The 12,775-nt window shown below is 71.7% G+C and carries 7 protein-coding genes and 2 pseudogenes; 6 read left to right on the forward strand and 3 right to left on the reverse strand.

Features of this window, described 5'->3' with window-relative positions; translation table 11 throughout:
- Window positions 1-117: 117 nt before the first annotated feature.
- Window positions 118-777: a ferritin-like fold-containing protein gene (locus KIV56_RS16920; RefSeq protein WP_281534337.1), complete on the forward strand. Its 660-nt coding sequence runs from the start codon at window positions 118-120 to the stop codon at window positions 775-777.
- Between the two features lie 95 nt (window positions 778-872).
- On the opposite strand, the gene KIV56_RS16925 is transcribed toward KIV56_RS16920, so the two are convergent.
- Together KIV56_RS16925 and KIV56_RS16930 are read right to left on the reverse strand one after the other, a co-directional pair.
- Window positions 873-1,181 carry a hypothetical protein gene (locus KIV56_RS16925; protein ID WP_281534338.1) on the reverse strand — a complete coding sequence of 103 codons (309 nt, stop codon included), beginning with the start codon at window positions 1,179-1,181 and terminating at the stop codon, window positions 873-875.
- Between the two features lie 7 nt (window positions 1,182-1,188).
- Window positions 1,189-1,413 (reverse strand): DUF3107 domain-containing protein, encoded by a 225-nt coding sequence (locus KIV56_RS16930; protein ID WP_281534339.1) that lies wholly within the window; start codon window positions 1,411-1,413, stop codon window positions 1,189-1,191.
- A 98-nt stretch (window positions 1,414-1,511) separates the two neighbouring features.
- On the opposite strand from KIV56_RS16930, the gene KIV56_RS16935 reads away from it, so the two are divergent.
- The 3 genes and pseudogenes from KIV56_RS16935 to KIV56_RS16945 all read left to right on the forward strand — a co-directional run.
- A complete protein-coding gene (locus KIV56_RS16935; protein WP_281534340.1) occupies window positions 1,512-4,943 on the forward strand; it encodes a PD-(D/E)XK nuclease family protein in 3,432 nt (1,143 codons plus the stop codon).
- Window positions 4,944-5,239: 296 nt separating this feature from the next.
- Window positions 5,240-7,528, forward strand: a pseudogene (locus KIV56_RS16940) (ATP-dependent helicase); the annotation flags it as partial.
- A 598-nt stretch (window positions 7,529-8,126) separates the two neighbouring features.
- Window positions 8,127-8,492: pseudogene (locus KIV56_RS16945) on the forward strand (PD-(D/E)XK nuclease family protein); the annotation flags it as partial.
- Window positions 8,493-8,500: 8 nt separating this feature from the next.
- On the opposite strand, the gene KIV56_RS16950 reads toward KIV56_RS16945, so the two are convergent.
- Window positions 8,501-9,721 carry a phosphotransferase gene (locus KIV56_RS16950; protein WP_281534341.1) on the reverse strand — a complete coding sequence of 407 codons (1,221 nt, stop codon included), beginning with the start codon at window positions 9,719-9,721 and terminating at the stop codon, window positions 8,501-8,503.
- A 93-nt stretch (window positions 9,722-9,814) separates the two neighbouring features.
- On the opposite strand from KIV56_RS16950, the gene nudC reads away from it, so the two are divergent.
- Complete coding sequence (gene nudC / locus KIV56_RS16955) at window positions 9,815-10,843, forward strand: NAD(+) diphosphatase (protein WP_281534342.1); 1,029 nt, start codon at window positions 9,815-9,817, stop codon at window positions 10,841-10,843.
- Window positions 10,840-12,549, forward strand: a complete 1,710-nt coding sequence (locus KIV56_RS16960; protein WP_416173027.1) for an ATP-dependent helicase — start codon at window positions 10,840-10,842, stop codon at window positions 12,547-12,549. Before nudC ends, KIV56_RS16960 begins: the two co-directional genes overlap by 4 nt.
- The last annotated feature ends 226 nt before the right edge of the window (window positions 12,550-12,775 follow it).

Genomic DNA, 12,775 nt, shown 5'->3' on the forward strand with positions numbered 1-12,775 from the left:
GGACGCCGCAGCTCTGTCCTAAGCTGGGCTGGTGTTCTCCTGGTTTGATGGGCGCTCCAAGCGCGTCGAGATAATCCCCCGGCTCACCACCCGGGGGAACGTCCATCGACCACGAAAGTGGACATCAAGGACCTCACCCCGCAACTTCTCCCGTTCCTGGGCCAGTCAGCGTACTTCGAGCTCGGCGTCTTCGAGAGCCTCGCCCGCGCCGTCCAGATTGCTCCGGACCTCGCCGCCAAGCAGGCGCTCAGCACCGCCGCCGGCCGCGCGCTCTCCAAGCACCAGGGCCTCGTCGCCGAGATCCGCCGTCGTGGAGCGGAACCTGCCGACGTGATGGCGCCGTTCGTGCCGGCCCTCGACGCGTTCCGCGCCGAGATCACGGGCGCGGACTGGACCGAGCTGCTGCTGAGCTGCTACCTCGCCGGTGGCCTGCTCGACGACTTCTTCATCCGGCTCGCCGACGGGCTTCCCGGCGAGGTGGGTCCGCGGGTCGCGCACCTGCTCGGCGAGGACGCCGGGGCCAAGATCCTCGCCTCCCAGCTCGCGGCAGCGATCGCAACGGATGCGCCGCTCGCCTCGCACCTGGCCCTCTGGGGCCGTCGGCTCGTGGGGGACACCCTGCTCGTCGCCCGCTCCGCGCTCGCGTTCGCCGGCACGCCGGACCAGACCGGTGTCGTCACCGTCGCCGGTCCCGCCGAGGAGCGCATCGAGCCGGTCTTCACCGAACTGATCGCCGCACACACCCGGCGGATGGACGGCCTCGGCCTCACCGCCTGAGCACGCGGAGGTGGACCCGTGCTCGAGCGAGGGTGCTGCGCGGGTGGCGCACCGCACGCGCACCGGCGGAACACCGGCGCTCGGTGAGCGTGAGGCTAGGCGCGGCCCGGGTGACCCGTGCGCATCAGCTCGTGCAGCATCCGGGAGTCTCCGGCGACGCGTGAACGCGCGAGGGTCATGCCCGAAGCGACGGATGCTCCGCCGGCGATGATGAGGGTGGCCCACCAGATCCAGCCACCGTTCCACGCCCAGCCGAACCACGTCAGTGCCACCCAGACGACCATGGCGACGATCGTGCCGATCGCGGGGAGCAGCACGGCGCCGTGATTCGTGCGCCCCGGCAGCACGTACCGTGCCGCGAGGCCGAGGACGGCCCCGCCGAGCGCGGCGAAGAGGAGTTCCATGTCGGGTTTAGGCGACGAAACCGACGCGACGGGACTCCTCGGAGCCCAGCTCGACGTAGGCGAGGCCGATCGTCGGGACGATGAACACCCGGCCCTTGCTGTCGGCGAGCTTGAGGTACCCGGTCGAACCGGAGAGGGCGGCGGCTACCGCTTCCTCGATGTCGGTCGCGGCCTGCGACGTCTCGAAGCTGATCTCACGGGGAGAGTTGAAGATGCCAATGCGGATATCCACCAGATGCGCCTTTCGTTGCCTAAGCGCCCAGATTACGACAGAACGGGCGGGCAGCCGGACAACGTTCACTGTCGGCGCAACCCGCTAGCTTTGAAAACGTGACCAGCCTCGGAAATCCGACCCTCGACCGCGACGTTTCCGCGCCGGCATTCCCCCTCGACGACTCCCAGCGGGCGGCCCTCGACCTGGCAGACGGGGTCTCGGCCGCGATCATCGGCGCGCCGGGCAGCGGCAAGACGACGACCCTGATCGAGCTCCTCGCCGACCGCGTCCTCGGGCGTGGCTATGCACCGGGGGAGGTGCTCCTGCTCGTGCCGACGCGCGCGGGCGCCACCGTTCTGCGAGACCGGCTCGCGCTTCGCCTCGGCGTTCCGACCAACGGCCCGCTCGCCCGCACGGCGAACTCCATCGCGTTCCAGCTCGTGCGCGGCGCGGAGGCCGCGGCCGGCGGTCCGACACCGACGCTGCTGACCGGTGGCGAGCAGGACCAGATCATCGCCGAACTGCTGCAGGGCGCCCTCGACGACGGCGGGCCTGTCGGCGACGGCGGCGACCTCGACGCGCGCGACCGCGATGCCGGAGGTTCCTTCGACGGCGGGCGCGACCGCACCGGCGGCGGGGCTGGTTCCTCCGGCCCGGCCTGGCCGTCCACTCTCGATCCGGGCGTGCGCCGGCTCCGCGGATTCCGCACCGAGCTGCGCAACCTGATGATGCGGGCCGTCGAATACGGGATCACCCCGACCCGCCTCGCCGTACTCGGCGCCGAGAACGATCGCCCGGAATGGGTCGCCGCTGCCCACTTCATCCGCGGCTACGACGAGGTCAAAGACCAGAGCCGGCCCGGCCAGTACGACTCCACCGAACTCGCGGGCTTCGCGGCGGCCGTCGTGGCCGCAGCCGCCCCGGGGTCCGCGGGATCCGCGACCCTGGGCACCCTCGCCGGCCTTCGCCTCATCGTCGTCGACGACGCCCAGGAACTGAACCGGGCCACCCTCACCCTGCTCGCCCAGTTCGCGGCGCGCGGCGTCGCGATCGTCGCCGCCGGCGACCCCGACATCACAACGGGCTCCTTCAACGGCGCCCACGCGGATGCCGTCGGCAGGCTCGGCGCCTACCTTGCGCCGGGCGCACCATTCGTCACGACCCTCGTGCTCGACACGGTCTACCGGCACGGCCCCGGCATCCGCGGCGTCGTGCGGGAGATCACCCACCGGATCGGGACAGCCTCAGCGGGCACCCAACGCCGCGCCGCGAGTGTCGATCCCCGTGACGGCGAGCCCGCAGTCGAGTCCGGCGCCGCAGACGCAGGAACCGCAGACTCAGGAACCGCAGACCCAGGAGCCGAAGCGTCGGGCGCCGCGAAGTCCGGCGCCGACGCGGCCGGCACCGAGGCATCCGTCTCCTCCGTCGAGACCCTCCTCGCCGCGAGCCCCGCCGACCAGCTCGCTCTCATCGCCGGGAGGCTGCGGGAACGGCACGTGCTCGACCGAGTGCCCTGGGGCCGCATGGCCGTGGTCGCGCGGAGCGGTTCCGCCATTCCGGCACTCGCCCGCGGCCTCGCCGCCCTCGAAGTGCCCACCCAGGTGCCCTCCGCCCAGACGGCGCTCCGCGACGAATGGGCCGTGCGCGCATTCATCCTCGCCCTCGACGTCACCCTCGGCCGCCGCCCGCTCGACGCCGAAGCGGCGACTGAACTCCTGCGCGGCCCCCTCGGCGGCCTCGACCCGATCACCCTGCGCCGCCTGCGTGCCGCTCTGCGCCAGCAGGAACTGAGCCAGGAGGAGCCCGGCCAGCAGGAACTGAGCCAGCACGAGCCCGGCCAGCAGGAACTGAGCCCGAAAGAGCTCGGCCAGCAGGAACTGAGCCAGCACGAGCCCGGCCAGCGGGAACTGAGCCCGAAAGAGCTCGGCCAGCAGGAACTCGGTCAGCCAAAGTCCGGCCAGCCCGGGCCCGGCGAGCAGGAACCCGGCCGGCCGGCATCGCCCGCGACCGCGGGTGCCGGGCGCACCCGCACCGCCGACGAGCTGCTCGCCGCCGTGTTCGCGACGCCGTCGCTGTTGTCCGCGATCGACAACCGCACCGCCCGCCGCGCGGCGAGTTGCGCGGAAAGCCTCCTCGCGGCATCCGTCGAATACGAGGCCGGTGCCACGATCGAAGAACTGCTCTGGGGCCTCTGGCAGCGCAGCGGCCTCGCCAGGGAATGGCTCGAACAGTCCACCGGGATCGGCATCATCGCCGACGAGGCCAACCACAACCTCGACGCCGTCGTCGCCCTGTTCTCCGCGGCGCAGCGCTACGTCGAACGCACGCCGGCGGCCCCGCCGGTGCTCTTCCTCGAACACCTCGTCGACACCGACGTCCCAGAGGACACCCTCGCCCCGCGCGCCCTCGGCGACGCCGTCACCGTGTCGACACCGAACGGGTTGATCGGCCGCGAGTTCGACCTCGTCGTGATCGCCAACGTGCAGCAGAACGTCTGGCCCGACCTGCGCATCCGCGGCTCGCTGCTCGGTGCGGGCGACCTCGCCGCGCTCGCCTCCGGGCGCGACCCCCGTGGCGGAGACGCGCGCACCGAGGTTCTGCACGACGAACTGCGCATGTTCGCCCAGGCCGCGAGCCGGGCCCGCAGCGAACTTCTCGTCACGGCCGTCGACAACGAGGAGAACGAGCCGTCGGTGTTCCTCAAGCTGCTGCCGCGACCCACCGAGCCCGCGGGGGCGGACGCCGCCGACCCCGCCGGGCGCTACCCGGTGTCGCTCCGCGGGCTCGTCGGCCGGTTGCGCCGCGACCTCACCAGGGGCGTCGCGACGGGCACCCTGTCCGGGCACCCCGACGGGTCGGGGCGCGCAGCGGATGCCGCGGCGACCCTCGCGAGGCTCGCCGCGGCAGCCGTGCCCGGTGCTGACCCCGGCCAGTGGTACGGCCTCGCCGGTCCCAGCACAGTGCAGCCCCTCAACGACCCGGCTGCCGGAGACGACCCGGTGCGGGTCTCGCCGTCGAAGATGGCCGCTGTCGAGACCTGCCCGCTGCACTGGGCGATCGGCCGGCTCGGCGGCGGCAGGCTCCAATACGGCGGCGAACCTCGGCACGATCATCCACGCGGTGATGGAGGAGTCGACCGACCGCCAGCCGGATGCACTGTGGCAGGCGGTCGACGAACGTTGGGGGGAGAGCTCCGGTTCGACGCGGAGTGGCAGTCCGAAGTACAGCGCGCCGACGCGCGAAACCTCACCGACCGGCTCGCCTCCTACCTGCTCGACTTCGAACACAACGGCGGCGAACTCCTGAGCGCAGAGGGCAGCTTCGGCTTCGACGTCGACGGCGCCTGGCTCACCGGCACCGTCGACCGGGTCGAACGCCTTGCAGACGGCAGCGCCGTCATCGTGGACCTGAAGACCGGGCGCGGAGACCCCGTGAGCGACGCGGGCGTCGCAGACCACCCGCAACTCGGCGCCTACCAGCTCGCCTTCCAGGAGGGCCAGATCGAGGGCGTCCCCGCCGGGACCCCCTCGCGGGCGCCCGCCTCGTGATCGTCTCCTCCGGAACCGTCAAGCAGAATTACCGCAACCCCACCCAGGCCACCTTCACCGAAGAACAGGCTCCTCGCCTTCCGCACCCGGGTGGGCGCCGACGCGGCGCTCATGGGAGGGGCGACCTTCGTCGCCGAGCTCGCGACGCATTGCCTCGACCCGCGCTCGCACGGGGCCTGCCGCATCCACATCATCGGGCAGGTCAGCTCATGAGCCAGAACGGAATACCCGTGCCGCACGACCCGAATCGTCCGAAAAACCCGGTCAGCGCCCTCGAGATCGCCGGCACGCTCGGCATGTTCCCGCCCACCCCCGAACAGCAGGCGGTGATCGAGGCCCCGCTCGCGCCGACCCTCGTCGTGGCCGGAGCCGGCAGCGGCAAGACGGAGACCATGGCCAACCGGGTGCTCTGGCTGCTCGCCAACGGCCTCGCCCGCCCCGACCAGGTCCTCGGGCTCACCTTCACCCGCAAGGCGGCCGGCGAACTCGCCGAGCGCATCGGCGACCGCATCGCCCAACTCGACGCCCAGGGACTGCTTCCGGCACCCACCCCGGCCGCGGGCGCGGAGGCCACCGGCGAACTCGTCGACTCCGGCCTGTTCAACACCCCGACCGTGTCGACGTACAACTCCTTCGCGAGCCGACTCTTCACCGACAACGCCCTCCTCCTCGGCCGCGAACCCGAGTCCGTGCTGCTCACCGAGACGAGCGCCTGGCTGCTCGCCCGCCGCGTCGTGATCGAGCACGGTGACCGCAGGCTCGTGCCCTGGGGAAAGAGCCTCGACGCCGTGACGGATGCCGTGCTCCGGTTCAGCCGCCTGCTCGCCGAGAACCCGCCTCCCCTCACGACCGGCCTGGCAACGACCGGCCTCACGACGGGCGGCCCGGCGGGAGCTCCCGGCGGCGGCGTGCACGACCTTGCCGGCCTCGCCGCCGGCTTCGCCTACCTCGAAGACCTGCCATACGGCAACCCGCGCAAGAAGGTCCCGTACTCCTCCGTCGTCGACTCGCTCGCCGCGGTCGGGCCGCTGCCCGTGCTCGCCGAACTCGCCGGCGAGTACGACCGGGAGAAGCGCCGGCTCGGCCTGATCGAATTCTCCGACCAGGTCGCCCTCGCCCTGCAGGTGAGCCAGCGGGTTCCGCGGGTGGTCGCCGGGTACCGCGACCAGTACCGGGTCGTGCTGCTCGACGAATACCAGGACACCTCCGTGCTGCAGACCGAGCTCCTGCACACTCTCTTCGCCCGGCATCCGGTGATGGCCGTCGGTGACCCGCACCAGTCCATCTACGGCTGGCGCGGTGCGAGCTCCGCAAACCTGCTGGCCTTCTCCGACGACTTCGACCCGGACGCCCGCTCCGAGCACCGGGTCACCCCCTCCATGTCGCTCTCCTTCACCTGGCGGAACCCCCGCTCGGTGCTCGACGCGGCGAACACCCTCGTCGCCCCGCTCAGTGAGGCCCTGCGCCGCCGGACGAACGGCATCCAGGTCGAGACCCTCAAGGTGCCGGACGGCACCCGCCCCGGCGCAGTCACCGCGCACCTCGCCGAAACGGCCACCGACGAGGCCCAGGCCGTCGCCCGCTGGTTCGCCGGACGCCTCGGCGCCGGCAGCGACAAGTCCGGCGCCATCCTCTTCCGCGCCCGGCGCGACATGGACTTCTTCGCCGGGGTCCTCCGCGCGAACGGCGTGAGGGCCCACGTCCTCGGCCTCGGCGGTCTGCTCTCCACCCCGGAGGTCACCGACGTCGTGAGCGTGCTCCGGGTCGTGCACGATCCTTCCGCGGGAAGCGAACTCGTCCGGCTGCTGAGCGGCGCCCGATTCCAGGTCGGGCCGCGCGACCTGCAGCACCTCGCGGCCGTCTCGCGGTGGCTCGCCGCCCACGACTGGGCCCAGAAGGCCGTCAGCCGGGAACTCACCGACAAGCTCAGGGCGTCCGTCGCCGACGACGAGGGGGCATCCCTCGTCGACGCCCTCGACTTCGCCGCAGCGGCGCCGCCCGGCCACGGCCAGCTCGCCGGCTTCACCGACCTCGGCCGGGAGCGGCTCCGCGCCGCGGGCAGGCTGCTGGCCTGGCTGCGGTCGCGGGCCGGTCTCCCGTTGCTCGACTTCGTGCGCCTCGTCGAACAGGAGCTCCTTCTCGACGTCGAACTCGTCGCGAACGAGAACAACAGCCTCGGCCTCGCGAACCTCTACGCCTTCCACGACACCATCTCCGACTTCCTCGCCAGCGACGAGCTCGGCACCGCCGCGAGCTTCCTGCGCTGGCTCGGCAGGGCCGAACTCGCCGACGACATGGGGCCGCGCGCCGAGGTGGCCGAACAGGGCACCGTGCAACTCCTCACCATCCACGGCGCCAAGGGCCTCGAGTGGGACTACGTCGCCATCCCGAACCTCACCGACAAAAGCCTGCCGGCCCCCGCCCGGGAGGTCACCGGCTGGATCCGTTTCGGCGAGCTGCCATACCCCTTCCGCGGCGACCACGCCGAGCTGCCCCAGCTGGACTGGACGGGCCACGACAGCCAGCTGTCCTACGACCTCGCCTTCCAGGCGTACAAGGCGGAGCTCGCCGACCGGCACGACGACGAGGAACGCCGGCTGATCTACGTCGCCACCACCCGGGCCAGGCACGAACTCCTGCTGACCGGTTCGTTCTGGGGAACGGGCTCGACCGTGCGCGCCCCGAGCCGGTACCTCGTCGAGCTCGCCGAGGCCGGCCTCATCGAGCCCCTGCCCGGGGAGAGCGCCACCGCCGAGAAACCCGCCCCGGAGGACGGCCTCACGCCGGCCTGGCCCTTCGATCCGCTCGGCACTCGCCGGGCCGTCGTCGTCGAAGCCGCCGCTGCCGGGGTGCGCGGCGCGGCGAATGATCCGGAATCACTGGCCCGGGAGACGCGCTGGTCCCACGTCGTGACCCTCCTGCTCGAGGAACGCGCGCTCCGCCAGGGCGCAGGCGCAGTCGCCCCGCTGCCCGCCCGCATCCCCGCCTCGCGGTTCAAGGACTACGTCGACGACCCCGCCGGGGTCGCCGCGCAGGTGCGCCGCCCGATGCCCGAGCGGCCGTACCGGGCCACCCGGCTCGGCACCCTCTTCCATTCCTGGGTCGAGCAGCGGGCCGGTGGCCACCTTGGCGGCGACCGGATCGACGCCGGGCTCTTCGAAGCCGACACCGACACGGATGCCGATGCCTTCGACCTCGACCTCGACCAGAACCAGCCGCTCGAGCAGGCCCAGGCTCGAACGCCTCCAGGCCACCTTCGAACGGTCGCCCTGGGCCGGCCTCAAGCCGGAGGAGGTCGAGATCGAGATCCACTACGTGCTCGCCGGCCAGGTCTTCATCTGCAAGCTCGACGCGGTGTACCGCACGGAGACCGGCTACCAGGTCGTCGACTGGAAGACCGGCCGGGCGCCGAAGAACGCGGCCGACCTCGAACTCAAGCAGACCCAGCTCGCGCTCTACCGGCTCGCGTACGCGAGCTGGAAGGGCATCGACCCGGACGACGTCGACGCGGTGTTCTATTTCGTCGCCGACGACACCGTGGTCGCCCCCGAGCGGCTCTACTCCGAGGCGGACCTCGTGGCGGCATGGTCCGCCGTGGTGTCCAGCACGTCGGCCCGCGAGTCGTCGCCGGTGCCGGTGTCGGTGTCGGTGCCGTCGCCCACGACGTCGATCGCGCCGGTGGTGTCCGCTTCGTCGGCGAACTCGCCGGTCTCGAAGTCGGACAGCGTGTAGGCATCCGTGTGCATCGCGGCGGCCGGCGCACGCCTGACCGCCGCGTACGGGGTCTCGGCGAGCAGGCTCTCGACCTCTGACACGTTCAGGATCGGGCCGGTCTTGGGGGACAGCGGGTGCGAGGTCGCATGGTGCACGTTCTCGACCAGCCCGTCGAGCATCGCGACGGCGTCATCGACAATGCCCTGGTTGCGGGTGTCCGTGCCGTGCAACAGCCAGCGCGCGAGCTCGAGCTCGGCGTAGAGCATCGCCCGCTGCGTGATGCGCGGGTCGTTGCCCTGGCGCGCGCCGCCGTAGGACGCGATCGCCGCTTCGCCGGCCGCCCCGCGCGAGGCGAGCAGCCAGTTCAGGTCCCTGGCCGGATCGCCGACGCTCAGCGCCGCCCAGCCGAGCACGGCCGCCACGGAATCCTCGCCGATCAGGAAGGACTCCGCGGACAGCGAACCGTGGATGACACAGGGCAGGAACTGCCAGAGGGAGTCGTCGTCGGTCGCGAGCTCCCAGCGGCGGAGCAGGGCAGCAGGCAGGTACCCGGTCGCCTCGGTCCGGCCGATCAGCTCGATGACCTCGGTGCGGCAATCTTGGGCACTGCGTTGCGTGAGTCCGGCATCGCTCACGACCGCGGTCGGCAGGCCGTGGATGGCGGCGATGGCCCGGCCGATCGACCCGGAGACGCCGGCGTGGCCGGTGAGGGCATCCGCGTCGAAGGTGTCGCCGGGCAGGAACTCGTAGACGACGGCGCGCGTCCCGCTGAGCGGGGCCTGCCCGACGAACTGCGGAACGTCGAACGGCAGCCGGCTGCGATTGCCGACGGTCAGGGCGCGGAGCGCCACGAGGTCGGCGGACTGCTCGGTCTCCGCGGCCTGGGAGAGCGGCACCCGGATGATCAGGGAGCGTCCGTCGCGGTCCAGGAGCACGGCGGAATCGTACGCCCCGTGCGCGTCGGACGAGCGCCCGCTGGAGCCGTGGCTGCGGGCCTGGACGACGTCGAGACCGGGCACGGCTGAAGTGGCGAGCGCGGCTAGAGTGAGATGGGATCTGGCCATGCCTACTAGGTTAGGTCGACTTCCCCTCGGTGTGGTCGTTCGCCACGCCTCCACACAACTTCGGCAGTCACGCCAGAGTCCGAAGGGGTCTTCATGCCGTTCACATTCACCGCCAGACTGCCGCTGTCCCGCCATGCCGTCGACAGGGACCACCTCACCCGGGCCGTGCCCGGGCTCTTCGACGAACTCCGGGCGGATGCCGCAACACGCGTCCTCCCGCTCTGGCGCGGTTCCACGCTCCTCGCCGAGGAACCGGGGGACGTTTCCGACGGCACCCACGAACTCGCGGCGCACGATTCCCGCGACGGAACCCGCCGGCCCCGGCTGCGGCTGTTCCCGTCCGCGCTCGTCGCGCAGACCCCGATCGAGCTTTATCTGGGCCGGTCCCTCGCCGATGAGGGTGCGGAACCCGCGGGCACCCGCCTCGTCGCCGCGATCCTCGACGACGCCACGGCCGCAACCCTCGAACCGGACGAGTCCCTCTGGGTGCCGCTCCGCACCGTCGCGAGCGCGCTCTCCGACCGCGATGCCGGCCTCTTCACCGAAGCGCTCGCGCTCGCGAACTGGCACGCCTCGCACGCGCACTGCCCGCGCTGCGGCGCCGCGACCGAGGTCGAGGGCGGTGGCTGGAGCCGCCGGTGCCGCGTCGACGGCAGCCAGGTCTTTCCGCGCACCGATCCCGCCGTGATCGTGCTGATCACCGACGCCGACGATCGCATCCTGCTCGGCTCGAATGCCATGTGGGAGGACAATCGCTTCTCCCTGCTCGCGGGCTTCGTCGAACCGGGGGAGTCGCTCGAGGCCGCCGTCATCCGTGAGATGTTCGAGGAGTCCGGACTCCGGGTCGCCGACCCGGTCTACCTCGGCTCCCAGCCGTGGCCGTTCCCGGCCTCGATCATGTTCGGCTTCACCGCCCGGCTCGCCGACGGCCAGCAGCCCGCCGGCGTCCTGCCGGACGGCGAGGAGATCCTCGACCTGCGCTGGTTCAGCCGCTCCGAACTCGCCGCGGCGGGCGACAGCATCATCCTGCCCGGCCGCTCCTCGATCGCGCGCGCGATCATCGAGCAGTGGTACGGCGGGCCGATCGACTTCGGCCCCGACCTGGTCGCCGGATGGCGATGACCCCCGAGACGCTCCTGTCCGGCCTCGACGACCAGCAGCGCATCGCCGCGGAGGCCCTCGTCGGCCCGGTGTGCATGCTCGCGGGCGCAGGCACGGGCAAGACCCGCGCGATCACCCACCGGATCGCCTACGGGGTGATGACGGGTGCATACGCCCCGAACCGGGTGATGGCGCTCACCTTCACCTCCCGGGCCGCCGCCGAACTCCGCGGTCGGCTGCGCCAGCTCGGCGCAGGCGGCGTCGCAGCACGCACCTTCCACGCCGCGGCGCTCTCCCAGCTCAACTACTTCTGGCCGCACGTGGTCGGCGGCCAGGCGCCGCGCATCCTCGACGGGAAGGGCCGGCTGCTCGGCCACGCGGCCGAGCAACTGAAGCTCCGGCTCGACACTCCGACCCTGCGCGACCTCGCCGCCGAGGTCGAATGGCGGAAGACCACGGGGCTCTCCATCGAGGACTACGCCGCCGGCATCACCGCACGCAGCCTGCCCGGTCGGCTCGACGCCGACCAGGTCGTCGCGATGCACGAACGCTACGAACGGCTGAAGGACGAGCGCAAGCAGATCGACTTCGAAGACGTTCTGCTGGCGATGGCCGGAATGATCGAGTCCGAGCCCTCTGTCGCCCTGCAGGTGCGTGAGCAATACCGCTTCTTCGTCGTCGACGAATACCAGGACGTGTCGCCGTTGCAACACGACCTGCTCGCCCTCTGGGTCGGGCCCCGCAGAGACCTGTGCGTGGTCGGCGACGCGAGCCAGACCATCTACTCCTTCGCGGGCGCCCGCAGCGACTACCTGCTCGACTTCCCCAAGCGCTGGGAGGACGCGACGGTCGTGCGCCTCGAACAGAACTACCGGTCCACCGCGGCGATCGTCACGACCGCGAACCAGCTGATGCGCGGCCGCACCGGTGCACTCACCCTGCGCGCGCACTCGGAGGACCCTGGCGTCGAACCGAGCGTCCACGAGTACGCGAACGACCTCGCCGAGGCGCGCGGAGTCGCCCAGCAGATCCTCGAACTGATCGAATCCGGAACCCGGCCGGAGAACATCGCGGTGCTCTACCGGGTCAACGTGCAGGCCGCCGCGCTCGAGACCGCGCTCGGCGACCTGTCGATCAGCTACCAGATCCGTGGATCCAAGCGGTTCTTCGACCTCACCGAGGTCAAGCAGGCCGTGATGCAGCTGCGTGCGGCATCCGTTTCGATCGTCGGCGAACCGCTGTTCAAGTCGGCCAGCGACGTGCTGCGCTCGCTCGGCTGGAGCCAGACAGCACCGGAGGCGGCCGGAGCGGTGCGCGACCGCTGGGAATCGCTCAACGCGCTGATGGGACTCGTCGACCAGGCGCCGCCGGGAACGACGTTCCGGCAGTTCACCGACGAGCTGATGGAACGGCAGGCCGGCCAGCACGAACCGACCGTCTCTGCGGTGACCCTCGCGACGCTGCACTCGGCCAAGGGCCTCGAATGGGACGCCGTCTTCGTGGTGGGGCTGTCAGAGGGGCTCGTCCCGATCAGCTACGCGGGCACCTTCGAGCAGATCGACGAGGAACGCCGGCTGCTCTACGTCGGCATCACCCGGGCACGCCGGCGCCTCGCACTGAGCTGGTCCGCGTCCGGGCACCAGCAACGGGCGCCCCGGGAACGATCGCGGTTCCTGACAGAGCTCGGCATGCGCAACGCTCGTGCGGCCGGTGCCCGCGGCGCGTGATCCGACCGTTCGAGGCGTCGATCGAGAGCGAGACGCCCGCGAGCTCCGACCGGCCGGACAGTACCCGGTCCTGGACGATCCCCGCAACCCGGACGGCGACCTCGAGCCCGCGACGCGGTGACTCTGTCGGCGCGGGCCGGTGGGCCAGTTGGCTCGCCATCGCCGGCCAGGCCGGGTCGGCGTCGACCCTGGCCTGCTCGAGGCAGAACAGGCACGGGCCCCGTCC

The sequence above is a fragment of the Cryobacterium breve genome (assembly GCF_027594785.1).
In the GTDB taxonomy this organism is placed as follows: Bacteria; Actinomycetota; Actinomycetes; order Actinomycetales; family Microbacteriaceae; genus Cryobacterium; species Cryobacterium breve_A.